Genomic DNA, 26,366 nt, shown 5'->3' with positions numbered 1-26,366 from the left:
CATCGTTGTACGCCATATAATGTACGCTTGAACGCATCCATATAGTTCCATAGTTGGAAGGTGATGCAATGACGCAGGCGCGACTTGTCGTCGATGATGATTTTATTGTTGCCGCGGTGAATGACCGGCTGTTCGGATCCTTCGTGGAGCATCTGGGCCGCTGCGTGTACACGGGCATCTACGAGCCGGGGCACCCGACCGCGGACGAGCACGGATTCCGCGGCGATGTGCTGGATCTTGTCCGCGAGCTGGGCGCGACCACGATCCGTTACCCGGGCGGCAACTTCGTTTCCGGCTATCGTTGGGAAGACGGCGTCGGCCCGAAGGAGAACCGCCCGCGTCGCCTCGATCTGGCCTGGCATTCCACGGAAACCAACGAATTCGGCCTGCATGAGATGGCCGACTGGATGGCCAAGGCCGGTGGCAACGAGCTGATGGAAGCCGTGAACCTCGGCTCCCGCGGCCTTGAGGACGCCCTGGACCTGCTGGAATACGCGAATGTGCCGTCCGGCACGGAACTGTCCGAACGCCGCCGCGCCAACGGCGCGGACAAGCCGTTCGACATCCGCATGTGGTGCTTGGGCAACGAAATGGACGGCCCGTGGCAGCTCGGCCACAAGACCGCGGAAGACTATGGCACTCTTGCCGCGTCCGTCGCCGCCGGCATGCGCCAGATCGATCCTGACCTGGAACTGGTGGTGTGCGGCTCTTCCGCGCACGGCATGCCGACCTTCGGCGCTTGGGAGCGCACGGTGCTCGAGAAGACGTACGACAACGTCAACTTCATTTCCTGCCACGCGTATTATGCGCCCGAACGCCGTGAAGACGGTTCCCGCGACATGGCCAGCTTCCTTGCGTCCGGCGTCGACATGGACGGCTTCATCAAGGACGTCGCCGCCGTCATCGATTCCGTCAAGGCCGGCCTGAAATCGAAGCATGATGTGTATATCAGCTTCGACGAGTGGAATGTGTGGTATCAGCAGGATGAGCCGAGCAAGACGCCTGAGGGCATCGGCAATTGGCCGGTCGCTCCGCGCCTGCTGGAGGATATCTACTCGGTCGCCGATGCGGTGGTGTTCGGCGATCTGATGATCACGCTGCTCAAGAACGCCGACCGTGTGCGCGCCGCCAGCCTCGCGCAGTTGGTGAATGTGATCGCGCCGATCATGACGGAGCCGAACGGCCCGGCATGGCGTCAGACCACGTTCTATCCGTTCGCGCAGACCGCACGCCTGGCCAAGGGCGGCACGGTGCTGGAGCCGAAGCAGGATTCCAGCCAGACCGCGACCGCGAAGTACGGCGACGTCGACGCCGTGAATTCGGTGGCCGTGCGTTGCGCCGACGGCTCGCTGGCGGTGTTCGCGGTGAACCGTTCGCTGGATGAGGCCGCGTCGTTCGAAGTGCGTCTTCCGGAAGGATTCGCGCCGCAGTCCTGCTCCGCGCAGACGCTGCATGACGACGACATTTTTGCCGCCAATACGCTCGAGCGGCAGAATCGTGTGACGCTGCGCGAGAACGACAGCATCGCGATCGACGCTGACGGCAATGCGGCGACCATTTCGCTGCCTCCCGTTTCCTGGACGGTCATGCACCTTCGCTGATTGATACGGCAATAGAGCTTGTGTAACGATGCGGCCCTGTCTGTATCCGACCGATATGTCGGATACAGACAGGGCCGTTTGCTGGTGCCGATCAGGATCGATCGAGGACCGGCGCTAGCTCTGGTGTTCTGTGTGAGACCGGCGATTATGCCGTACGCCGGGCGCCCCACAGTGCTTGGTTGCCGCCGATCGCGGTGAAGACGAGCGTCCGCCGCCCGTCGATTTCGCGCGGCAGCTGTGCGAAGACGCCGGTATAGGTGACGTCGTCGATGGTGATCGCCATATCGCTGGCGCAGCATCGCACGCCGGCCGGCGTCGCGCCGAGCAGACGCCAGGATCCGCGGGAGGCCGGGCCATCCGTGGAACGGGGCAGATTCGCCTCCGGGGTGTCGAAGAAATCCACGACGCCGCCGCTGGTGACGCGGCCGTCGGCATGAAGCGTGACGGTCTGCGGCGTATTGACGCCGTAGCAGGTGCCGTCGGCGTTGCGCTTGCCGTTGAAATAGGTGTGCGGATCGTGGAATACGATATCGTATTCGCCGCAGAGCGTCTGCGTCATATCGTCCGTGCCGTCGCAGTGCGGCGGCGTCGCCACGGCGCCTTGGTATTCGTACGGCGCCGCGGCCAGCCATCCGTCCTCCGTCGGCAGCAGCTCTCGCACATGGGTCTCGTAATCCTCATCGTCCCCGCTGTGGAAACGCCCGGCGAAACGCGTGTGGTACGTGAGGAACAGACGCCCGTCGCTACGGCGGTGCAGCACGGAATTATGGCCCTGCGACACCTCCACGTCTTCCAACGTTGAAGGGCCTCCCTCCCAAAGCACGGAGGAAGTGAGGCGGATGCCTGTGCCCTTCTCGTGATTATCCGGTACTTCACCGTTGGAAATGGCGGGGTTGCCGAACTGGTCGACATAAGGCCCCAGCAGATGGCGGGATCGGAACAGTCGGATCTGGTAGCCGCCGGTACGGCCCAGCCAGCCGTACGACATGAACAGGTACCACCAGCCGTTCTTGTGCACGAAATACGAACCTTCGCCGGAATTCCAGTATCCGCCGGCGATCTTCACGCCGTAGTACGGGTCGGAGGAATCCTTGCGCAGCGGGTATGTCGTACCGTAGTCGCGCAGGCCGGTGGCCGGGTCGAGCTTGATCATCCAGATGCCGCCGAACCAGGAGCCGACGCTCATCCACATCTCGCCGTGCCCGCACATGACGGGCGCCGCGTCGATCGCGTTGATGTGCGTGTCCTTCAGCGACTGGTAGCGGGCAAGGTCGCCATGCGCCTCTTCGCCGAGCACGCGCGGCACATCGGTGGCGTCGACGTTATCCGGGGTGAATCCCGAATAGACGACCGGGCCGACGTACCGCCAGTCGCCGTCGAGGCGATCGGCGACCAGCAGCACGATGACGGAGCGGAATTCGTGACCATTCACGGACATATACATGCACCATTTGTGCATGGTCGGATTCCAGATCACGTCCGGAGCCCAGGTGTTGCCCAACAGGTCGGGATTCTCCGGCTGCTTCGGCCATGCCCGCCAGATGTCGCCGAGCACTGCGTACGGGTCGCGGCTCAGATTGTTCTCGAAGCGCTCCCAGTGCACCATGTCGGTGCTGCGCGCGCAGCGGCGATGCGTGCCGAAGATGTAGTAGACGCCGTTATCTTCGACGATCGCCGGATCGTGGATGGCGATGCGGCCGCGGGACAGCGGCACGTCGATTTCGTGGGCTTCGGGCGAGGAAGTGGTGTTGTTATCCATATTGACGAAAATCGCTTCCTTTCTCAAATCACTTCTGGGAGCCCCAGATGCACACGTCGTTGCCGAGCGCACTGAAGGTCATGACTTCCTTCTGGTCCTTGTCGCGCGGCAATTCGTCGAACGCGCCGTTGTAGGTCACCTCGCCGTCGTCGCCGGTCAGCGTGATGGTCATCTGGTTGGATCCGTCCGTGGCCTGCCAGGTGCCGGTCTGGTCGCCGGAGACGGTTCCGTCCTCGTTCAACGTGATGTTGACCGGCTTGTTGACTCCGCGGTAATCGGTGCTGGTCTTGTCCGTGACCTTCTTCGGGCCCTTGAAATAGGTGCTCTTGTCGTGCGTGACGAGTTCGTAGTCGCCGGCAAGGTCGGCGGCGTCGTATCCCTGCTGGTCGGCCTTGGTGCCGGTGTATTCGTAAGGGGCCGCGACGAGCCAGCCGTCGGAGGTGGTCAGGAGCTCGTGCACGCGGACCTCATGCTTTTCGCCGGAACCGGAGAATCGGGTGTGGTAGACGAGATAGATGGTGCCGTCGTCGTCCACGAGCACGGAGTTGTGCCCCTGCGCCGCTTCGATGTTGGCGTTGTCGTTGCCGCTCCACTGGATCGAGCTCATCAGTCGGACGCCGATGTCGCTCTGCCAGTTGTTGCCGATGGCGCGGGTGGACACTGCGGGGTTGCCGGCCTGGTCGACGTAGGGGCCGGTGATGTTCTCGGAGCGGAACATACGGATCTGGTAGCCGCCGGTCTGCTGCAGCTCGCCATACGAGGCGAACAGGTACCAATAGCCGTTGGTGTGGATCAGATAGGAGCCTTCGCCGGAATTGCCGAAGCCGCCGCCGAGTTTGATGCCGTAGTAGGCGTCGGATTGGTTTTCAACCGTTTCATAGGTGGTGTTGTAGTCGCGCAGGCCGGTGGCGGGGTCGAGCTTGAACATCCACATGCCGCCGAACCAGGAGCCGAAGGTCATCCACATGTCGCCGTTGTCGTCGGTCTTCACGCACGGGTCGATGGCGTTGATGCCGGTGTCGGTCTGCGAGGCGTAACGCGTCAGATCGGCGCCTTCGCCGAGGACCTTCCAGACGTCGGTCTTGCCTGCGTTGACCTTTTCGAAGCCGGAATAGACCACAGGTCCCACGTAGGTCCAGTCGCCTTCGATGTCGTCGGCGGTGAGCAGCACGATGACGGAACGGTAGTTGGCGCCGTTGATGGACATGTACATGCACCACTTGCCCATGGTCTCGTTCCATACCACGTCGGGGGCCCACATGTTGCCTTCCACGTCGGGGTTCGAGGACTGCTTCGCCCACTCCTCCCAGATGTCGGCGAAGATGGTTTCGTAATCCGTGCTCAGGTTGTTCTCGAACTTGGTCCAATTGACCATGTCGTCGCTTTTGAGCCAGGCGCGGTGGGAGCCGAAGATGTAGTATTTGCCGTCGGCCTTGACGATGGACGGGTCGTGGGATTCTCCGCGCTGGATGGCCTGTGTGGTCTGCGCGTCGCTCGTCGTGTCGTCGGCTCCGTCCGTGGAGGCGTTCGTCGAGCATCCGGCGAGCGCGCCGATGAGCATGGCCGTCGCGATCGCGCCGGTGAGAGCCCTGCGGAAAGCTGTCTTTATGGTCATATGATTGGTGTCCTTCTCGTGTGCGATGGCGTTGTCGCCACGCATGTCGCATCGTCGCGCTTGTACAACGATGTAATCATCTGTATAGTGTACAACGTTGTAAAGAAAAAGCTGAATCGAAAGGGCGTCTCAATGCCGGGCTCCTATTCCTTGTTGTGCTATACACGTCATGCCACCAAACGAGAGGAGGCGAACAACGCCGACATCGCTTTGAGCATGCATCTTGCGCTTCGTTCGACGGTCGGCGGGGAGTGGACCGCGCTGAATGAGAACTACGGTGTGTTCTTCGCCGCAGGCGTGCCGGTCTCCGCCGCAAAGGGCGTCAGTCGTGCGTGCACGGCCGCCGCGCGCTTCGGCGAGGACCCATATGAGGGTCCGCGTGAGTCCAGCCCCGCCGTCAGTCACGGTGCGGTGATGCCTGGCGTGGATATCGTGCTGAAATCGTTGAAGGATCCGTATCTGTTCCGTATGCAGGACGGCCGTTTCGGTGTGGCGGCGACCCGTACCAACCGCGAGGGGGAGCCGGACGGTTCCGAGCGTGGCGCGCTGCTGCTGGCCACCAGCCGCGACCTGACCTCCTTCACCCAATGGGGCCTGGTGCTGCTTGACACGGAAGCCGGTGTGCACCGTCCGACCGTCGAATTCCGCAAGGAGGACGGTCTGTATGTGATCCGTTGGTCCGACGACGACGGCGCGCGCCGCAAGGCGGTCGTCGCGGACATCACGGCTGCGGTCCGGCAGGGCGAGCGGCTCCCGGTATCGGACGACGACGGCTGCGTCGCGGTCTGCGCTCCCGCGGATTGCGGCATTCCCGACGCCGTTCCGGGCAACGTCATCTCCATCACGCCCAAGGAGGCGGATGCGCTGATCGAACGTTTCGGACGCGTCTACAATACGGGCGTCGACGTACGCGGATACGTGCTGCCGGCGGCGCTTGGCGGCGAAGCGGCCCGCGATGCGGTCGCGGCCTTGGGGAAGGCATGCGCCACCCTGCATTATTCCGATGGTTCCAGCGCGGTGCGTGCCGTCGATTGGGACGGCGAGGCCCTGAAGGCCCTCGCCGATGACGCGGCGGCGGAACGCCTTGTTCCCGGGGAACGCCGCATCGTCCACGGGAGTGTGCGCCAAACGGTGTATCCGGTTCCGTTCGCGGTCGAGCGTGCCGACCCGTCGGTGTTCGCCTGGAACTGGAACGGGCAGCCGATGTTCATGTTCATCGCCACCGAAGACGCGGACGGCAATTGCGTGGACCCGCGTGGAGGACGCACCCACATGCCGTTGCGCATCGCCGACTCCATCGAGGCCCTGTCGGACGCGGCCGGCGGTCGTGAACATGAGATCGACCTGTTGACCCGTGGCGATCTGAATTCCGAAGGCCGACCGATGACCGGCTGCTTCTGGGCGCCGGAACTGCATGTGATCGATGGCAGGCTGTCGGTGCTGTTCATGCCGTGCTTCGACGGAGCGGAGCTGAACGACGACGGCACCGCGAACGACCGTGCCGGAAAGCCCGACATGTGGACCGGCCGCTGCCATATCATGCAGCTCAGGAAGGACGCCGACGGCCTTGACCTCGACCCGCGCGTCCCCTCCAACTGGACCGTGCCGGAGCCCATCGTCGGACCGCAGGGCGGCATCCTCAACCCCGTTCAGAAGATCTCGCTGGATATGACGGTGATCCAGGACTCCGGCCGCTGGTACTATGCGTGGCAGCAGGTCGGCAGCGTCTGGATCGCATCCTTCGACCCGGAACATCCGTCCGTGCTGACCTCCGATCCGGTGCAGATCATCGTTCCGGAGTTCGCATGGGACAACATGATCGCGGAAGGGCCGAACGCCTTTGTGCATGAGGGCCGCATCTACCTGATCTATTCCGGCTCTTTGGTGGGAATCGACTACACGACGGGCCTGGCGACCGCCCCGGCCGGCCAAAGCGCCGATCTGCTCGATCCGAAGGTTTGGCGGAAGCTGGATTATCCTTTGCAGAAGTCAGGCGTATACAACGGGCAATGGCAGCTTGGCACCGGGCATGGCATGTGGTCGCATGATGAGGACGGCAATCTTATCTACGTGTTCCATAATGCCGAATACAACGATGGACAGTATGGCGGCCGCGACGCGCAGGTCCGCCGGGTGCATTGGTCCGCCGAAGGCATGCCGATTCTCGACATGCAGAGCTCGGAAGAGCTCGATCCGTCTTATGCTGAAATAACGATGGAAATCGTGGTGCGGTAGTTTTCGCCGCGCCGAATCGGACGAGAACGGAATATCGACTGGAAAATGAGGAGAGCTATGGGGAAGACCTCCGAGCGTGGCGGCCATGGCGTAACGATGCATGATGTGGCGAAAGCGGCCGGCGTGTCCATCAAAACGGTGTCGAATGTGGTCAACGACTACGAATTCGTATCCGATGCCACGCGAGAAAAGGTGAACCAGGCCATCGAGGAGCTCGGATACGTGGTGAACGTGTCCGCGCGCAACCTGCGCACAGGGCAGACGGGCATCATCGCCCTGGCGATTCCGGATCTGCAGATGCCGTATTTCGCGCAGCTCTCCTCATTGGTGATCAAGGAGGCCAAAAAGCTGGGCCTGCGCGTCATCGTGGAACCGACCCTGTATTCACGCGAAGGCGAATTGGAGGCCCTGCACGGCTCCCAGGTCTCCATGGTGGACGGCCTGATCTACAGTCCGCTGGAACTGGGGCAGGACGACGCGGGGCAGCTGGACGTCGACTATCCGCTGGTGTTGGTGGGGGAACGCATCTTCACGGATCAGGTGGACCATATCGCCACCGAGAACGTCGAGGGCGCCAAGCGGGCCACCGCATACCTGCTGCGGACCGGCTGCAGGAAGGTGGCCGTGGTCGGCATCCATCCCGGGGAGAAGGTGGGCTCGGCCGGCCTTCGTTTCCAAGGGTACCGGGAGGCTTTGGAGGAAGCCGGCGTCGAATTCGACGAGAGGCTGGTCGTCGAATCACGCATGTGGCATCGTAGCGACGGCGTCAGGGCGATGAACGAGCTGTTCGATGCGGGTATTGTGCCGGACGGCGTGGTCGCGTTGAACGACATGCTCGCTTCCGGCGTCATGCATGCGATTCAGATGCGCGGGTATCGTGTGCCGGACGACATCGCCGTAATCGGATTCGACAATTCGGATGATGCGCAGTACATGTCCCCGACGCTGACGACGATTTCCCCTGGCCTGGAGGCCGTGGCCCGCCTTTCGGTGAAGACGTTGAAGGACCGCATCGACGGTCGCGTTCCGGTCGGCGTCGGGCCGTCGGGGCATCTGTTCCGCAAGGTGGCGTCGTCGCTGGTGGTCCGCGGGTCCACGAGGGCCCCCGCCGAAGGGATCACGCGGTTCTGACGGTTCCGAGGGGCCGGCGGGAGGACACGGCGTTCGTCGCATGTCCTCCCGCCGGCCTTTTTGCATGTCTTGGGACGTAGGGCGCGGCTGTGACGACGCCGATGACACCGACTTGTTCCAACGTTGTAAAAATGATATATTCAACGTTGTAAAGTGTCGTGTTCAATGATTGAGCGAGGATATCCATGACCACCTACAACAATCCGATTGTTCTTCAGCGCGCCGATCCCTGGGTGCTCAAGGTCGACGGGGAATACTACTTCACGGGTTCCGATCCGGAGTACAACTGCATCGCCATCCGTCGTGCATCCACCATCAACGGATTGCAGTCCGCGCCGGAGACCGTCGTGTGGCGCAAGCATGAGTCCGGCCCCGCGAGCATGTATATCTGGGCTCCGGAGCTGCACCGCGTGAACGGCGCTTGGTACATCTACTTCGCGGCCGCCGAGACCGATTTCGAGGATTCCGGGCTGCCGACGCACCGCATGTTCGTGCTGGAAAACACCGACGAGGACCCGACCACCGACAACTGGGTGGAAAAAGGCCAGATCAAGACCCCGATCGACTCGTTCTCCCTGGACGCCACCTGCGAGGTGATCGACGGCGTGCAGTATCTGGTGTGGGCGCAGAAGGATCCGCAGATCGAGGGCAACTCCAATCTGTACATCGCCTCGATGGAGAACCCGTGGACGCTCAAGAGCGACCCCGTCATGCTGACCAAGCCGGAATACGACTGGGAATGCATCGACTTTCTTGTCAACGAAGGTCCCGCCTTCCTGTTCCACGGCGACAAGATCTACATCACGTATTCCGCGTCCGGCACTGGCGTCCCGTATGCGGTCGGCCTGCTGACCGCGGACAGGGACGCCGACCTGCTCGATCCGGCGTCCTGGACCAAGAGCCCGGTGCCGGTGTTCAAGACCTGCGCGGAGAACGGCCAGTATGGCCCGGGGCATAATTCCTTCACCAAGTCCGAAGACGACTCCGAGGACCTGATGATCTACCACGCCCGCAACTACACCGAAATCAAGGGCGACCCGCTGTTCGACCCGAACCGTCACGCCCGCGTCGGCGTGGTGAAGTGGACCGACAACGGACCGGACTTCGGCGTTCCGGAGCCGGATACCGTCTGGAGCCCGAAGACCACGGAGGTTCTGTCTGCCGATGGCGGTCCCAAGGCCGGCGGACCGGTGGACGCCGAATGATCGCATGACGATGACGGCAAAATATCGGTGTGTCAGATTTGTACAACGATAGAAAAAGCTGTATACTCAAAATTACAACGTTGCAAATGAGCATGCGAGGATGCGGGCGGCGTTCGAATAAAACGAACAACGGCGTTTTTTGCAAATGCCGCCTGCGCCATTGCGAGAATGCAGCGCGCCTCATTGTGGAATCTTGGGCAACCAAGAACAAGAAGGAGAGATCCAATGAAGATCAAGAAGACTTTGGTCGCGGGCGTCGCCCTGTCCATGGTCGCCACCCTGGGCCTGTCCGGCTGCGGCGGCGGCGATGACGTCGAGAAGACCGCTGACGGCAAGGTTAAGATCACGATGTGGCACGGCTTCTCCGAGGCCGACGGCAAGACGCTGGAATCCATCGTCGACGAGTTCAACAAGTCTCAGGACAAGTATGAAATCGACGCCCAGCTGCAGCCGTGGACCACCATCGGCGAGACCATGGTGACCAAGGTCACCTCCGGCGACGGTCCGGACATCGTCACCACCGGTGCCGACAACGGCCAGGGCTGGTCCATCGATGGCACCTTCCAGTGCGTGACCGATTTCTACGAGGATTCGGCGAACGAGACCGAGAACTACATCGAGAACGTGGTCGACCAGATCACCTTCGACATCGACGGCTCCGAAGAGAAGTGCGGCGTCCCGATGGGCTACGCCCCGACCGCCGTGTGGTACAACACCGACATGTGGGCTGCGGCCGGTCTGACCGAGGCCGACTACCCGCAGACCTGGGATGAGCTGCTGGAAGTCGCCAAGAAGCTGACCAAGTCCGATGGTTCCCAGTACGGCATCGCTCTGCCGGATCTGGGCTGGGCCCCGTTCCTGAAGGGCAACGGCTCCGGCATCTACACCACCGACGGCGAAGTCTCCATCAACACCCCGGAGAACAAGGCGTTCCTGGAGAAGATGCGTGACTTCTACAAGGGTGGCTACTCCCTGTCCGGCATGGATGAGACCGCTGCCCGCGAGTCCTTCGAATCCGGCCAGTCCGCCATGGTGATCGTAGGCCCGTGGGAAGATCAGGCCGCCACCGACAAGGGCATCAACCACGACCTGTTCCCGGTCCCGGCCGGCGACGGCACCTATGTCTATCCGGATGGCACCTCCGGCTCCAACACCGGTTCCACCGGTCTGTACTGGTGGGTCACCTCCCAGGTCGGCGATTCCGAGAAGCTGCCCGGCATCTACGAGTTCTTCAAGTGGTACAACAACCACGACAACCAGGTGAAGTGGTCCCTCGGCTCCGCATACCCGCCGAACAACACCACCGTCACCGCCGATGAGCTCTCCGAGCGTCCGCTGATCGCCAAGATCGCCGAAAACACCGACAAGTCCTTCATCGGCATCGCCGGTCTGAAGGGTGGCTTCGGTGACATCGCCGCCGAGGTGGACACGCTGACCTCCAACACCACCCGTACCGACGACGACATCCAGACCCTGCTGGAAGACGCCGAAAGCAAGATCCAGGGCTACCTCGACGAGTACGCCGAGTGAGCATCCTGAACCGCTGAGCGGTTGGTACGTCTGATTACTGAATGGCCGCTCTGACGAACGGATCGCATAAGCTCGTCAGAACGGCCATTATTGCTGCCCACTCGCATCGTTAACCAAAACCATCGGAGGAGAAAATGTCACAAGCAACCGCCGCGAGCGGAGCTCAGGTGGCGAAGCAGAACAAGAAGGCCCTCGCACGGCGCAACCTGCGCACCGGCGTCCTGTTCACGCTGCCCGCTCTTGTCGTACTTGCAATCTTCGTCTTCTATCCGGCGGTCAAGACGTTCATCACGTCCCTGACCACCGACCGCATCAATCGTTCCGGCAAGTTCGTCGGATTCGACAACTACATCAAGCTGTTCACGAACGACGACTTCTGGACCGACGTCATCAACACCCTGGTCTATGCGGTGTTCTATGCGCCTATCGTCGTGATCGTGGCTCTCGCGTTCGCTCTGCTGCTCAACCGCAAGGACCTCAAGTTCGTCGGATTCTTCCGTACCTGCATGTTCCTGCCGTTTGTGATCTCCCTGACGGTCGCGGCCATCGCGTGGCAGTTCATCCTGTCCCCGTCGCTGGGCCTGGTCCCGTACTGGGTCTCCGAGATCTTCGGCATCACCGGCCTGAATCTTCTGGGCACGCGTGAGACCGCAATGGCGACCATCGTCTTCATCACCGTCTGGAAGAACTTCGGCTACTTCATGGTCATCTTCCTCGCCGGTCTGCAGGGCATCTCCGCCGAACTGTATGAAGCGGCCTCCCTCGACGGCGCCAACGCATGGCAGAAGTTCCGTTACATCACGCTGCCGGCCCTGCGTCCTACCTTCAACTACGTCGTCATCTTCGGCTTGATCGGTTCCTTCCAGGTCTTCGACCAGGTCTTCATCCTGACCTCCGGCGGCCCCGACCGCGCGACGGAAACCATCGTGTACCGCATCTACACGGAGGCCTTCGGCAACGGCAAGCTCGGCTATGCGTCCGCCCTGTCCTACGTGCTGCTGATCATGACGCTCATCGTCGGCCTGATCCAGCTGTACACCAACGCCAAGCATGAGAAGGAGGAGATCGCATGAGCACCGCAACCATGTCCGCACAGGAAGCGGAAAACGCGCGCATCAACGCCGAAAACGAGCGTCTGCGCAAGCGCGCGACCACCCGTCGTCGCATCGGTCTGGGCTTCAGCTATCTGGCTCTTATCCTGATCACCATCCTGATGGTCTTCCCTCTGCTGATCGTCCTGCTGGTGTCCTTCACCCCGAACGAGATCACGCAGACCTGGCCGCCGAAGCTGATTCCTTCCGCGTTCACGCTCGATAACTATGCGTCGCTGTTCGAACGTCTGCCCATCGGCCGTGAGCTGGTGAACACCATCGTGTTCGCCGGCGCGGTGACCATCATCTCCGTGTTCTTCGACTCCCTCGCCGCATACGGCCTGTCCCGCGTGGACTTCAAGGGCCGCGGCGTCCTGTTGGGCATCCTGATCGCCACGATGATGATCCCGGGCATGGCCCTGCTGATCCCGGTCTACAAGCTGCTCGCGGACATGGGTCTCGTCAACAGCTACCTCGGCATCATCATCCCGCGTATGGCTGACGTCGGCGGTATCTTCCTGTTGCGTCAGTTCTTCATCTCCATTCCGAAGGATCTGGACAACGCCGCCCGCATCGACGGCGCCGGCGAGTTCCGCATCTTCGCGCAGATCATCCTGCCGAACGCGGTTCCGGCCATCCTGACCGTCGGCATGTTCAACTTCATGGGCAACTGGAACGACCTGCTCTGGCCGTTGATCATGACCTCCAAGCCGGAGACCCGCACCATCACCGCAGGCCTCGCCATGCTGACCGGTCATGGATCCTCCGTCACCCCGTATGGCGTGGTGATGGCCGGCGCCCTGATCTCCGCACTTCCGCTGCTCATCGTGTTCTTCTTCGTGCAGAAGCGCTTCGTCGAAGGCATCGCGATGACCGGCATGAAGTGATCCCCCCCCCTACTTTCCTTTCATCTCCTCCAGCCTCATCCTGACGGTTGAGGCAGGCCGCCGCCGCGGATCTCCCGCGGCGGCGGTTTTTTGTTTTCGCCGCACTGTGGGATACACTGAAAGCCAGTGTTTTACAACGATGGAAACCCTTGTATGAGGCAATGATCGCCCTTGGGAGAAGGAGCTTATATGAACGACGTGGTCGAACGTTTCCCCCTTGCGTGGGTCGACGTTGAAGGCGACGAATATCTTGCGGCCCAGCGGGCGGGGGCATTGTATCTGCTCGCCCTTGACGTCGACAGGCTGCTGTTCCCGTTCCGCCGTGAGGCGGGTCTCGCACAGGCCACGGACGAGTACGGCGAACCGGTGGAATCGTATCCCAATTGGGAGGCGACCGGTCTGGACGGTCATATCGCAGGCCACTACCTGTCGGCCTGCGTGGCGTTCGCACAGGCCGACGGCGGCGACGCCTTCATCGACCGCGCCGCGCGGATGGTGCATGGGCTGCGCCTGTGCCAGGAGGCGTTCGCCGACGATGGACTGATGCACGGCTACGTCGGGGGAGTGCCGCATTCGCGCGACGTCTTCACCCGAATCGCGCATGGCGACGTCGAATCGCAGAATTTCGCATTGAACGGCGGCTGGGTGCCGATGTACAACCTGCACAAGACCTTCGCCGGACTGTTGGACGCATGGGAGGGACTGGCCGGCATCGACGCGCAGATCGGCGAAACGGCCCGCGTGACTGTGCTCGAGCTTGCCGGCTGGTGGTGCCGAATCACCGATTCGCTGGACGACGCGACCTTCGCCCGCATCCTGGTCGCGGAATTCGGCGGCATGTGCGAATCCTTCGCCGAACTGTATTCGCGAACCGGCGATGAACGCTACCGTCGCATGGCCTACCGTTTCCGCGACCTTTCGGTTTTCGACCCGTTGTCGCATGGAAACGACGTATTGACCGGCATGCATGCCAACACCCAGATCCCCAAAGTGCTGGGATGGGAACGCCTGGGAGCCCTGTGCGGCGACGACGCCTGCAACGCGGCGACCGAGACGTTCTGGCGATCCGTGGTCCACAAACGTTCCGTCAGCATCGGCGCGCATTCCGTCGGCGAGCATTTCCATCCGGTCGACGATTTCTCTTCCATGGTCGAATCCCGCGAGGGACCGGAAACCTGTAATTCCTACAACATGTCGAAACTGGCCGAACGCCTGTGGCTGCGCGACCCGAAGCCCGAATACATGGACTTCTACGAGCGCGTGCTGGAGAACCATCTGCTGTCGACGGTGAATCCCGAACATCCGGGATTCGTCTACTTCACGCCCATGCGTCCGAACCACTACCGCGCCTATTCCACCCCCGGACAATGCTTCTGGTGCTGCGTCGGATCCGGACTGGAGAACCACGCCCGGTACGGGCGTCTGATCTTCGCCCGCCAGCACGTCGACGGCGAGCCGGAACGGCTGCTGTGCAACCTGCTGATCGACGCCACTTTGGACTGGAAGGATCAGGGGCTTGTCGTCAGCCAACAGGTGGAACGCGATAACGCCAACGACGGATACTGCGTGTCCAAGCTGCACATCCACAGCGACGACGACCGATCCCGTCGGTTGGTCATATGCGCCAGGGACCCTTGGTGGGCGGAAGGCTTCGGCCTTGTCGACGCGACCTGCGTCGCACGGCTGCAGGAGCCGTCGCGGGTTCCGGGTCTGCCCGAAGGCTATCGGGTTCTGGAAATCGAATGGCGCGGCGATGCGGAAATCCGCCTGCGCATCAAACCGCGCGTCAGCGTGGAGCTCCTGCCGGACGGCTCGCCGTGGGCAAGCTTCCTGGTGGGCCCCAAGGTCATGGCGCTGCGGGGCGATTCACACGATCTGGTCGGGCAGTTCGCCGATGACGGACGCATGGGGCACATCGCCGCCGGGCCGCTGCGCCCTTCGGCGGATATGCCGATCATCGCCGAAGACGCGCAGGAGGCAGCCGGACGTGCGCTGCTGGACCTGCGTGATGGACGCCTGTTCGTGCGCGCGTACGATGCGCGGAATCAGCAGATCCGTCTGGAACTGGAACCGTTCACCGGCATCCATGAATCCCGGTACAGCGTGTACCTGCCGATAACGCCCGACGGCGACGTGGAAAGCCGTCGAAAGGCGCTGGCGCACGTCGATGCCGAGCAGATGGCGCGCGAAAGCAGCACGATCGACGGTGTGTCCTGTGGCTTGCAGCAGTCGGAAGTGGACCATGAATACCACGGCCGCGGTGACGGGATGGGTGTGGACGGCACCGTGCATTGGCGCCGCGCCGCGGCGGAGGGATGCTTCGGATACATGATGAAGCGTCTCGATGTCGGACGCCGTCTGGAAGTGTCGGTGCTGGCCGCGGACAAGGACATCCCATACGCGCTGTCGGTCGACGGCGTGACGCTGCCCCGTGGGGAACGCCGCATCATGGATGGCGACCCGCTGTGCGTCGACGTGTATGACCTGGACGATTCGACGGCAGCCAAGCGGGCGTCGGTGCGTATCGACGCCTTCCCGGAATCGCCGTCGCCGAAGATCTCGTCGCTGCGCATCGTCACACGCTGAGCCGGCTGCCATGCATCCCAAGAAAGGACCTGATATGAACGGCATCCCCGCCTCCGCCCCCTACGGTTACCTGCTGGTGCATTTCCTGGAGGACCCGGACGGATACGCCGAACGCATCTATCTGGATGTGTCGGACGGCGACAATCCCCACCGCTGGATTCCGCTGAACGACGGCAAACCGGTGCTGACGTCGGATATCGGCACCACCGGCGTACGCGACCCGCATATCATCCGCAATCCGCAAACCGGCATGTGGTATATCATCGCGACCGATCTGCGGGTATTCGGCGGCGACGACGGCGGATGGTACGAATGGTCCCATCATGCGAGCACGAATCTGATCGTCTGGCAATCGCCGGATCTGCTGCATTGGGAAGGCCCCCGCACGCTGGACGTCTCCCGGCGCGCCGACGGCACGCATATGCAGCTCGGCATGGCCTGGGCCTGCGAATGCCTGTGGGTGCCGGACTACTATCCGCAAGGGCACGAAGGCGGCCGCGGCGCGTTCGTGATGTACTGGTCCAGCACGGTGTTCGACGACGCCGATGCCGGGCATGCCGATGATTCGGTGACCAGCTCCGTGCTGTGGGGCGCGACCACCGACTTCACGCAGGACACGTTCGAATTCGGCGGCGTGCTGATCGACACCGGCGGCGATTCGATCGACACCACGATGGTGCAGCGTCCTTTGCCGGACGGCGGGCTGCGCACATACCGCATCACCAAGGACAATTCCTTCGGCAACGGCATCTGGATGGACTACACCGATGCTCGGCGCTGGTGGCAATCCGACGCCCAGTGGCATGTCATCCAGCGTCATATCGGCGCCAATTATGTGGAGGACGGCAATCCCGGAGGCGTGGAAGGCCCCGCGGTATTCGCCGACCATCACAACAACGGCGGTCCGGACGACGAATGGTATCTGTTCGTGGACGTCATCCCGTCGATCGGCTACAGGCCGATGGTCACAAAGGATCTCGACGCCGGCTGGCGGCCGCTGGAGGACGCGGACTATTTCCTGTCGCCGCACACCAAGCACGGCGGCGTCGCCTCGCTGACACGCGAGGAATACGAGCGTCTCACCCAAGCCCTGTAGTTTCAGGTTGTTGAACGAGCCCCGTTGAAAGCCCCGTGGCCCTTACGAATCAACGTCCCTGAGGGACGAGAACGTAAGGGCCACGGGGCTTTCAACGAATAGGGCGGGGTCGCCCCCGCCCTGATATTCGGAACCTGATCAGAACCCAGTCCCACCTAGGACCTGGTCGGAACCCGGGAACCTAAGAGCCCGAGCCTACTGCGTGTTGCCGTTGGCTCCGGTCTGGCCGTCGGTTTCGCCGCCGGAACCGCCATCGGACGTATCGCCGCCATCGCCGTCGGCGTCACCGGTGTCGCCGGATCCGTCGGCACCGGTTCCGTCACCCGTCCCGGCTCCCGTGCCGTCGCCGGCATCCGTGCCGCAGGACTGATCGGCGGGATTGGTCTCGCAGACATTCCGGCCTTCCTCGCCGGACTGCTGCGCATCTTCCTGCTTCTGCTTCTCGGCCTCCTCCCGGGCCTTCCTTTCGGCTTCTTCCCGGGCCTGCTGGGCCGCGGCATCCTGCTGTTCCTGCGCCGTGGTCTTGCCCGATCCGCCCAATCCCCACGTGCCGTCAGGGCCGCCGAGCTTGCCGTTGTCGGTGGCGGTCGGGAAGGCGATGACCTCCTGGCCTTCCAGCGCCTGCTTCATGAATTCCGTGAACAGATGCGACGGGTATCCGGTGGAGGAGACGCCGTATCCCGCGAATTCCGGCACCATCTGCGCGCTGCCGTCCTCGCCCGGATTCCAGATCGCCCACACATTGATCAGCTGCGGCGTATAGCCGACGAACGAAGCGGCGGTCTCATCATTCGCGGTACCGGATTTTCCGGCGACCGCGCGGCCCAACGCGGCGGCCGTGCCGGCGGCGGTGCCCGTCGTCGTGGTGCCCTGCATCGCCTTCTGCACAAGCGCGCAATCATCGGCGTCGAAGACCTGCTTGTTTTCGGTGACGGTCTTATACGCTTCCGTATCATCGCTTTGCAAAACCCTGTCGACGATATGCAGCGTATTCTTCACGCCGTTCGCGGCGATCGTGGAATGCCCCTGCGCCAGATCCCACACGGTGATCGCATTGATGCCGAGGACGTTGTAGATCGAATCCGCGTCGATATCGCCTTCGATGCCGGCCTCGTGCGCGATCGCGGCCAGTCGCTGCGGCGTCAGATGCTCATTGACGTTCATGAATACCGTGTTGACGGAATTCGCGGTGGCCGAATACAGATCGATATTGCCCCAATTATTGCCCAGCGCATTGTCCACCGGTTCGGCGGCGCCCACGAAGGTCTGCCCCGAATTGCCGTTGAAAATCGTACTGAAACTGACGTCCTCCTGCGCCGCTCCAAGCAGGCCGAACGGCTTCATGGTCGAACCCGCCTGGAACGTCGCCTGGGTGGCGTTGTTCAATTGCTGCGTCAGATAATCGGAGCCCGCATACATGGCCTTGACGCTGCCGTTGCGTGGATCCGCCGCGATGCCGCCGACCTGGATGCTTTCCGGCATGCCGTCAGGCCGCGTGTCGCCGACGGCCTGGATTTCGTCCTGCATCGTCTTGTCCAACGTCGTAATGATCTTGTAGCCGCCTGTTTCCAGCTCATCCTTCGTGAAAGCGCCGGAATTGATCAGCTCGTTCTCCACCGTGGTAAGCAGGTATCCGTTCGCCCCGGCCAATTGGTTCTGCAACGTTGTATCAGCGGTCGTCGGGAATTCGGCGGCGGCCTTTTCATCGGCGGTGATGTAGCCGTCCTCTTCCATGATGTTCAGCACACGCTTGAAACGGGACTGCGCCTGGTCGGGATTCACCGCCGGATCCCACGAGCTCGGCGCGGGAATGATGCCCGCCAGCATCGCCGATTCCGACAGCGTCAGATCCTTGGCGTCCTTATTGAAATACGCCTGCGCCGCCGCCTGGATGCCGTACGCGCCGCGGCCCAGATAAATGGTGTTCATGTAATTGCACAGCACCTGATCCTTATCCTGCGCCTGTGCGATCTTGATGGCGAGGAACGCTTCGCGAAGCTTGCCCAGATACGTCGTCGTTTCGCCCAGATAATACCGTTCCGCATACTGCTGCGTAATGGTCGAGCCGCCCTGACGGCTGCCCGTGGTCAGATTGGTGTACAGCGCACGCGCGATGCCGACCGGGTCGATGCCCTTGTTCGTATAGAAGGAACGGTCCTCGGACGCGACGATGGCCTTGCCGACATAGTCCGGCAGCGCGGAACATTCGATGATGTCGCGATTCTGTTCGGCGAACGTGCCGATTTCCGTGGTGCCATCCGCATAGTAGACGGTCGTCGCCTCGGCCAGCGCAAACTTCTCCGGCTGCGGAATCTCGGTCGTGATATAGAAATACGCGAACACGCCGATGCCGGCCGCCAGCAGCGCGGCGAAAACGCCAAGTATCCACTTCCATACAAGGTTTTTGCGCTGCTTCTTCTGCGGGCGCCGCCCACGACGCGGGCCGTTCTGACGATGCGCGCCACGTGCGGAGCGCGAGGCGGACGCATTGCCGGAATGCTGCGCGCCGCGAGACGCAGCGTTGTAAGCACGCGACGAGGTAGTGCGAATATGTGAAGACATAAAACCTACCGTAATCATCCCTCTTGAAAATAACTGCTGAAAAAGCGGGGAAAACGCGTTTTCTGCGATTGATTTGCGCCGAATTCACACAAATCTGAAAGTGCCCTGCATGGGATTCCGGCGGCGCCGGTTCGCGATTTCGCCGCAATCGTCCTGCGCGGCAATCAATCTGCGCATTTCCGTGATCCGCCTGCGATCCCGCCGCAGCCGGCCGGCGATTTCACGTCCGCGCTGCGCCGTTTCGCGCGGTTCCGTACTATTTCGTATTGCGCCGTGTCGACGTTGCCGGCTGCAATCCTGCTTGCAATCGTTTTTGGATGATATTCAGAGGATTCCCAGCAAAGCAAGTAAGCTTGCAAAGGCAATAATTCTTGATTTTCAAGGAGCGTCACAGATGAGCATTCGCGTGGCAATCGCAGGCGTGGGCAATTGCGCCTCGTCGCTGGTGCAGGGAGTTGAATATTACAAGGACACCCGGGACGACGACAAGATCCCTGGCCTGATGCACAACAATTTCGGCGGATACCGTGTGCGCGACATTGAATTCGTCGCCGCATTCGACGTTGACGCATTGAAGGTTGGCAAGGATCTGTCCGAAGCGATCGAGGCGTCGCAGAACAATACGATCAAATTCGCCGACGTGCCGGATCTGGGCGTCGAAGTGCAACGCGGCCCCACATATGACGGCCTCGGCACGTACTACCGTGAAATGATCGAAGAATCCGACGCGGAGCCTGTCGACGTGGCGCAGGTGCTGCGCGAACGCAAGGTCGACGTGCTGGTCTCCTATCTGCCGGTCGGCTCCGAAGAGGCCGACAAGGCGTACGCGCAGGCCGCCATGGACGCCGGATGCGCATTCGTCAACTGCCTGCCGGTGTTCATCGCCTCCGATCCGGAATGGGCGCAGAAATTCCGCGACGCCGGCGTGCCGATCGTCGGCGACGACATCAAATCCCAGGTCGGCGCCACCATCACGCATCGCACGATGGCCCGCCTGTTCGAAGACCGCGGCGTGCGCCTCGACCGCACATACCAGCTCAACGTCGGCGGCAACATGGACTTCATGAACATGCTGCAGCGTTCGCGTCTGGAATCCAAGAAGATCTCCAAGACCCGCGCCGTCACCTCCGTGGTGCCTCATGAGATGGATCCGCACAATGTGCATATCGGCCCGTCCGATTATGTGGCGTGGCTGGATGACCGCAAGTTCGCGTTCGTGCGTCTGGAAGGCACGACGTTCGGCGATGTGCCGCTGAGCCTGGAATACAAGCTGGAAGTGTGGGATTCGCCGAATTCCGCCGGCATCGTCATCGACGCGGTGCGCGCGGCCAAGATCGCGCTCGACCGTGGCCTGGCCGGTCCTGTGCTGGCTCCGAGCGCCTATTTCATGAAGTCCCCGGCCGTACAGCATGAGGATCATGAGGCTCACGAGCTGGTGGAGAAGTTCATCGCCGGCGAAGTCGAAGCCGACGAAACCCAGCTCAACGCCGACGTCGCCGCCGCCAAGGCCGCCGGCAAGGACGTCTGGCGCGCCTGATCTTCGTCATTGCGGGCATGCGTAAGGGAGTATACCGAACGCATGCCCGATGTTTTTCAGGAGGCCATTCATCCGTTCCGTCATTCGACGGCCTAATGCCGGGGATGGCCTAATGTCTGAAACGGACTGACGTCTGGAATGGTCTGATGTCGGGATGGTCTAATGTCTGGAATGATCTGATGTCGGGATGGTCTGACGTCTGGAATGGTCTGATGTCGGGATGGTCTAATGTCTGGAATGGTCTGATGTCGGGATGGTCTGACGTCTGGAATGGTCTGATGTCGGGATGGTCTAATGTCTGGAATGATCTGATGTCTGGAATGGCCTAACATCTGAAACGGACCGACGTCTGGAATAAGACTGATGGCCTGCTAGCTCGGTGGCCGGATTCTAATCATCTGACAGTCTGTCGGTCTCATATCAATCCTGTATCAATCCCGCGCCTTATTGTGAGGCGGCCGCCTGAGGCGGGGCCGCGTCCCTCTGGACCCCCGATGGCGGTTCATACGACATCGCAGGCCTCTTGCCGAATCCTTCCCAATGTTTCCGATTTTGCCGGCGTTTTTCGATTTTGCGACCATTTCTGCCATTATTGACGAAGCCATGTGGCGTAATTGGCCGTTGTGCCGGGCGTGTTGCGACCACTTGTGCCACATAGGCCGCGGGACGCGATCCGTATCGGGAGCCGCCCAAGGTAGCAGAAAACCGAATCGCACTGTGATTCCGGTTCGGCGGATATCCCGGGCAAGTCAGCCCTATTGTGAACGCCTCAATGAAAAGTTATCCACAATGCCTCGCTAAGGGAGGAATCACAAGGGAAAAGTGATGATGCCGTCAGACGACACGCCGTGAGATGCGTCTCTTCGTCCACATTTCCTGTGCGGCTTTACTTGCTGTTTCCCAACGTGCAGCATGGTTGTATGAGAACGCATCAGCACTTGGAACCGCTTATTAAAGCCGCGGAACAGGAACGGCGATGCTTCTCTGTGTCCCAGGATCCGGATCGTCGCGCCGTCTATCGCCGCGTGCGATGCGGCGAATTGATTGCGGTATGCCGAAACCTATATGCACGTACCGAGTATTGGAATGCTCTGAATCCGGTGGATAGGTCGAAGCACATCATTCGCAGCATGGCGATTCGCGATCCCGGGCGCGTATTCGCGGGAATCAGCGCGGCGGCGATGTATGGCTGGGAGCAGTCGTGGTCTTTGCATAGGAAGAACGATATTTATGTCGCGTCGGAGAAGCCTCGGTGCGCAAACCGTTCGCGTGGGCAAACGAAATGGCTGTATGTCAAATCGTTGGACGCTCATACTGCGAGGTTGCCGTTTGGCGATCATACGGTTGATGTGACTTCGCCGGCCCGCACTTTGGTGGATTGCGGATTGCTGCATTCGTTCGCACAGGCGCTGCCGATATTTGATTCGGCGCTGCGCAAGAATATGGTGACCGTCGATGGGATCGTCGCGATATGCGATGACATGCGACGCGATTGCGGCCGTGTCTTTCGGTTGTTGCGCTACGCGGATCCGAGGAGCGAGAATGGCGGCGAATCATTGTGCCGGGCGACGATCATCGATTTGGGATTCGCCGTTCCCCAATTGCAGCACGTGTTCGTGGATCCCGATGATTCGTATGCGCAGGCGCGCGTCGATTTTGTATGGCATAAGCCGGATGGCGGCATCGTCGTGCTGGAGTACGACGGCATGCGCAAATATGTCGATCCGGCGATGACGAATCGTCGTGACGTTTCGCGGGTCGTACATGATCAGATGAAGCGCGATGAATTATTGAAGCGGGCCGGTGTGACTGAGATCGTTCATGCGACGTACGACGATGTCGTCGGAAGGGCCTCTCTTGCGGTGATGCTCGATCGGGCAGGCGTGCCGGATTTGCTGCATATGCCGTTGTATGAGCGCATCGATTCGTGAAGATTCCCGTCTTCGTCGCACTGTTAAGGTGTCCTTGCATGCGGCATGTTCGTATGTTTGCTGTGCAAAACGATATCGCCCTGTGCTCTATGAGAGAGTGTTGCGGTCGTTTTTCTGATTTGCGACCAATGATGCCATTTTTGATGAAGCCATGTTGCGGAAACGGTCGCAACACGCCCGGAATACCGTCCAATTATGCGACATAGCTTCGTAAAAATGGCATGATTGGACGCTTTTGCCTGAGCGACACAGTTTGGTCAGACCCGGTTTGGCCAGACCCGGTTTGGCCAGACCCGGTCAATTGGTGTGGCTCAGTTGGGCCGATTGACGCTTTTGACCGCCGTCCGCGGGGTGTCGCGGCCAAAAGCGTCAGGGGTGAGATAGTCGGTTGGTGGATTCCGGTTGACGTCGTCTCCGTTCTGACGTTTTTGACCGAGACACGCCGGTGTGTGCGGTCAATAGTGTCAGAGGAATCCGGTCGGATTGGTGTTATCCGGCGGATGGTGTCCTCTCCTTGACGTTTTTGACCGGGACACGCCGGTGTGGGCGGTCAAAAACGTCAGAAACGGGAGCGGCCGGCCGTGGGACGACCGGCCGGGTTGGGACGGCCGGGTTGGGACGGCCGGCCGGCCGCCGAAGGGGCCGGGCCTACTTCCTGAGCAGGGGCTCGACCTGCCGCTCGTAGGCGGTGAGGGCCGCGTCGATCACGTTGTGCATGTCGTAGTACCTGTACGTGCCCAGACGCCCGCCGAACACCGTGTTCGGCTCGGCCTCGGCCAACGCCGCGTAACGCTCGTACAGGGCCTTGTCGGCGTCGGTGTTGACCGGATAGTACGGTTCGTCGTCGCGCGTGGCGAAACGGCTGTACTCCTCCCACACCACGGTGCGCTCCGGGTTCTGCGAGCCGCGCCGCTCCGGGTTGAAGTTCTTGAACTCGATCGCGCGCGTGTACGGCACGTCCGCGTCGGCGAAGTTCATGACCGGGCATCCGAAATGGTCGCCCTCGTCGTAGCGGACCTCCCTGAAGTCCACCGTGCGCCACTTGAGCTCGCCGAGCGAGTAATCGAAGTAGCGGTCGACCGGGCCCGTGTACACGACCGGCACGCCCGCCGCGGCCAGGGCCGTCTTGCTGTACGGCTGGGATTCGTCGAAGAAGTCCACGCCGAGCGACACCTCGATGCGCGGGTCGTCGACCATGCGCTCCATCCACGCGGTGTAGCCGTCCGTCGGCAGGCCCTCCCACGTGTCCCTGAAGTAGCGGTTGTCGTAGTTGAAGCGCACCGGCAGGCGGTTGATGATCGACGCGGGCAGCTCGCTGGGGTCGGTCTGCCACTGCTTGCCGGTGTAGTTCTTGATGAACGCCTCGTACAGGGGCCGGCCGATCAGCGAGATGCCCTTGTCGTTGAGGTTCTGCGGATCGGTGCCCGCCAGCTCGCCGGCCTGCCCGGCGATCAGCGCCCTGGCCTCCGCCGGCGTGTAGTGCGCGCGGAAGAACTGGTTGATGGTGCCCAGGTTCACCGGCAGCGGGAACACCTCGCCGTCATGCGTGGTGTACACGCGGTGCACGTAACCGGTGAACGACGTGAAGCGGTTGACGTAGTCCCAGACGCGCTTGTTGGACGTGTGGAACAGGTGCGCGCCGTACTTGTGGATCTCGGCGCCGGTCTCCTCGTCGAAATAGCTGTACGCGTTGCCGCCGATATGGTCGCGCACGTCGATGATCCGCACGCTCACGCCCAGATGCTCGACCGCCTGCTGCGCGACCGTCAAGCCGAACAGGCCCGCGCCCACCACCACAAGATCCGGATATTCCACAGATTCAGTCATGTAAACCTCCAAAAGCAAACAGCACACCATGCATGTGCGCTTCCTCCCTTATCGTACCTGCAGGTGTATGCGAGGCCCGGCAAATGCGGGCGCTCGCGATATGTGATGATTTGCTTTGATGATTGTTCCGATGATTCGCAAGTGATGATGCGTGACGATTCGTCCGGATGATTATTGGTGATTTGTTCAGGCGATCGCTTGCGGTGATTCGTTCGGACGTTTCCATATGATTCGCGACAACGCGCCGCGTCGGCTGATGCGCGCAATGGTCGGCGTGATGTTCGAAGACCCGCATAACACGCCGGATTCGCGCCATGGTGTACACTGGTCAAAGCCTCCGCGTGGCGGTACGTCACCCAACTCCCCCAGGGCAGGAATGCAGCAAGGGTAAGTGGCCTCTGCCGGGTACGTGGAGGTTTTCTTTTTCCGCTTATCTCGGCGTTCGGCGTGGGTAGGCCGTAAAGTCGATGGATATGAGCGACGAATCCAAGCCTTTGACCAACGACATGTCTTCCCCTGAAGACTCCTCTGTGCCGCTGACCGCGCCGCAACCGGAGCGGAATTCCGAAGAGCAGGGCTTTCCGTTGACTTTCGAGCCGGTGTTCAAGCCGGTCGGACGTGATGACGCCGCTTCGGGCGTAACCATTCCGCAGACCGCCTCATATGGTGGCCGCGCGCAGAAAAAGGCCACCGCGTACCCCGCCCCCGCATCCGGTCTCGTCGCCCCGACGGCAACCCCAATCCCAGCCCCGACCCCCGCACCGCCGCAAGACCCCTCCGACGTCGACCAAGGGCTTGCCCGCCTGGATCCGCTCGCACTCCGCCCGCGCACGTCAAGCCGCATCCTATGCGTGGTTCTCGGCCTCGTCCTCATCGCCGCAGCATTCGGCGCATGGTGGCTGGGCGTGTGCACAATGGACGGCCAAAGCTATGACGATATCGTCTACACGTCGTTCACCGACGAATTGCCGGCCTGGTTCGCGCCGATCGTCCGGATCTTCACGCAATCCTGGCTGGTCCAGGCGGTCAGCATCATCGCGGGAATCGCCGCCGCCGCAATCGCAATGATTCGCCGCCGCTGGTGGCTGCTCGGCCAGCTGGCCGTATACGCGGCGGTCAATCTGCTGATCGCGTTGCTGCTCAAAGACATGCTGCCGCGTCCATTGTTGATCAACACCGAATCAAGCACGCTGAATTCCGCGCCTTCCGGCCACACCATCATGGCCGCGGCCGCCGGCATCGCAATAACCTGCGCAGTGCCGCGCGTGTGGCGCGCTCTGACGGCCGTCCTCGCATGGGCGTACGCGATGCTGGTCGGCATGTCGGTGATCGCGGGCGGCTGGCATCGCCCGACGGATGTGGTGATGTCGCTGCTGCTGTGCGGCGGCGTCGCGCTGCTGGTGCTGGCCGCGTCGCGCACGTCCGGCATGGACGCGATCGGCGGCCGCGCTTCATCGCCGTCCATTCAGATCGTCGGCAGCGTGATGCTGACGGCCGGCGTGCTCGGCTTGCTGTATGCCGCATATATCGTGTGGCAGATTCAGCCGGGGCTGCTGCTGTCCGCGGAATGGACGCGGCATGGGGCCGCGGTTTCCGCGATGATCGCGGTGTCCGCGCTGGCGTCGCTGGTGTTCGGATTGGTGTTGTCGACACGTCAATTGACGGCGTCGCCGTTGACGAAATTGGGTCTGGTCGGCGCCCCGCCGGCGCCGCCGAAGCGTTGACGGCACACGCGACGGTTATCTTTGACCTTGTCGCATGAGTATGATTGCG

Annotated in this window: 16 protein-coding genes and 1 other RNA gene; 13 read left to right on the top strand and 4 right to left on the bottom strand. The window is 61.8% G+C overall.

Annotated elements, in window-relative coordinates; genetic code table 11:
* Positions 1-68 precede the first annotated feature (68 nt).
* Complete coding sequence (gene arfA / locus AC1AX7_RS06180) at positions 69-1,601, top strand: arabinosylfuranosidase ArfA (protein ID WP_476509219.1); 1,533 nt, start codon at positions 69-71, stop codon at positions 1,599-1,601.
* 145 nt (positions 1,602-1,746) lie between these two features.
* Here arfA and AC1AX7_RS06175 read toward each other — a convergent pair whose 3' ends face one another.
* A complete protein-coding gene (locus AC1AX7_RS06175) occupies positions 1,747-3,360 on the bottom strand; it encodes a glycoside hydrolase family 43 protein (protein WP_476509218.1) in 1,614 nt (537 codons plus the stop codon).
* A 28-nt stretch (positions 3,361-3,388) separates the two neighbouring features.
* Positions 3,389-4,975: a glycoside hydrolase family 43 protein gene (locus AC1AX7_RS06170; RefSeq protein ID WP_476509217.1), complete on the bottom strand. Its 1,587-nt coding sequence runs from the start codon at positions 4,973-4,975 to the stop codon at positions 3,389-3,391.
* 132 nt (positions 4,976-5,107) lie between these two features.
* Here AC1AX7_RS06170 and AC1AX7_RS06165 point away from each other — a divergent pair, with 132 nt between their 5' ends.
* The 8 genes from AC1AX7_RS06165 to AC1AX7_RS06130 all read left to right on the top strand — a co-directional run bounded on the left by AC1AX7_RS06165 (position 5,108) and on the right by AC1AX7_RS06130 (position 16,736).
* Positions 5,108-7,210: a family 43 glycosylhydrolase gene (locus AC1AX7_RS06165; RefSeq protein ID WP_476509216.1), complete on the top strand. Its 2,103-nt coding sequence runs from the start codon at positions 5,108-5,110 to the stop codon at positions 7,208-7,210.
* Positions 7,211-7,267: 57 nt separating this feature from the next.
* Entirely contained in the window at positions 7,268-8,341 is a 1,074-nt protein-coding gene (locus AC1AX7_RS06160; protein WP_476509215.1) for a LacI family DNA-binding transcriptional regulator, read from the top strand.
* Between the two features lie 185 nt (positions 8,342-8,526).
* Positions 8,527-9,546 (top strand): glycoside hydrolase family 43 protein, encoded by a 1,020-nt coding sequence (locus tag AC1AX7_RS06155; RefSeq protein ID WP_476509214.1) that lies wholly within the window; start codon positions 8,527-8,529, stop codon positions 9,544-9,546.
* A 225-nt stretch (positions 9,547-9,771) separates the two neighbouring features.
* On the top strand, positions 9,772-11,076 hold the full coding sequence (locus tag AC1AX7_RS06150; RefSeq protein ID WP_476509213.1) for an ABC transporter substrate-binding protein: 1,305 nt from the start codon (positions 9,772-9,774) through the stop codon (positions 11,074-11,076).
* A 134-nt stretch (positions 11,077-11,210) separates the two neighbouring features.
* Positions 11,211-12,149, top strand: a complete 939-nt coding sequence (locus AC1AX7_RS06145; RefSeq protein WP_476509212.1) for a carbohydrate ABC transporter permease — start codon at positions 11,211-11,213, stop codon at positions 12,147-12,149.
* Entirely contained in the window at positions 12,146-13,054 is a 909-nt protein-coding gene (locus tag AC1AX7_RS06140; RefSeq protein WP_476509211.1) for a carbohydrate ABC transporter permease, read from the top strand. The genes AC1AX7_RS06145 and AC1AX7_RS06140 overlap by 4 nt, the downstream gene beginning before the upstream one ends.
* A 189-nt stretch (positions 13,055-13,243) precedes the next feature.
* Positions 13,244-15,640 carry a beta-L-arabinofuranosidase domain-containing protein gene (locus tag AC1AX7_RS06135; protein WP_476509210.1) on the top strand — a complete coding sequence of 799 codons (2,397 nt, stop codon included), beginning with the start codon at positions 13,244-13,246 and terminating at the stop codon, positions 15,638-15,640.
* 34 nt (positions 15,641-15,674) lie between these two features.
* Positions 15,675-16,736: a glycoside hydrolase family 43 protein gene (locus AC1AX7_RS06130; RefSeq protein ID WP_476509209.1), complete on the top strand. Its 1,062-nt coding sequence runs from the start codon at positions 15,675-15,677 to the stop codon at positions 16,734-16,736.
* Positions 16,737-16,931: 195 nt separating this feature from the next.
* On the opposite strand, the gene AC1AX7_RS06125 is transcribed toward AC1AX7_RS06130, so the two are convergent.
* Complete coding sequence (locus tag AC1AX7_RS06125) at positions 16,932-19,298, bottom strand: transglycosylase domain-containing protein (protein WP_476509208.1); 2,367 nt, start codon at positions 19,296-19,298, stop codon at positions 16,932-16,934.
* Between the two features lie 394 nt (positions 19,299-19,692).
* On the opposite strand from AC1AX7_RS06125, the gene AC1AX7_RS06120 reads away from it, so the two are divergent.
* Entirely contained in the window at positions 19,693-20,835 is a 1,143-nt protein-coding gene (locus tag AC1AX7_RS06120; RefSeq protein ID WP_476509207.1) for an inositol-3-phosphate synthase, read from the top strand.
* Positions 20,836-22,184: 1,349 nt separating this feature from the next.
* The gene (locus tag AC1AX7_RS06115; protein WP_476509206.1) at positions 22,185-22,766 is read left to right on the top strand and encodes a hypothetical protein; all 582 of its coding nucleotides are present in this window, start codon (positions 22,185-22,187) and stop codon (positions 22,764-22,766) included.
* A gap of 648 nt (positions 22,767-23,414) precedes the next feature.
* Here AC1AX7_RS06115 and glf read toward each other — a convergent pair.
* Positions 23,415-24,593: a UDP-galactopyranose mutase gene (gene glf, locus AC1AX7_RS06110; RefSeq protein ID WP_476509205.1), complete on the bottom strand. Its 1,179-nt coding sequence runs from the start codon at positions 24,591-24,593 to the stop codon at positions 23,415-23,417.
* A gap of 328 nt (positions 24,594-24,921) precedes the next feature.
* Here glf and ffs point away from each other — a divergent pair.
* Both ffs and AC1AX7_RS06100 read left to right on the top strand, forming a co-directional pair.
* Positions 24,922-25,018, top strand: an RNA gene (ffs, locus tag AC1AX7_RS06105) — signal recognition particle sRNA small type.
* Between the two features lie 48 nt (positions 25,019-25,066).
* A complete protein-coding gene (locus AC1AX7_RS06100) occupies positions 25,067-26,317 on the top strand; it encodes a phosphatase PAP2 family protein (protein WP_476509204.1) in 1,251 nt (416 codons plus the stop codon).
* The last annotated feature ends 49 nt before the right edge of the window (positions 26,318-26,366 follow it).

Source organism: Bifidobacterium sp. LH_449, assembly GCF_056356755.1.
The sequence above is the reverse complement of the archived record's forward strand: the minus strand, read 5'-3'. Positions and strand labels throughout refer to the sequence as shown.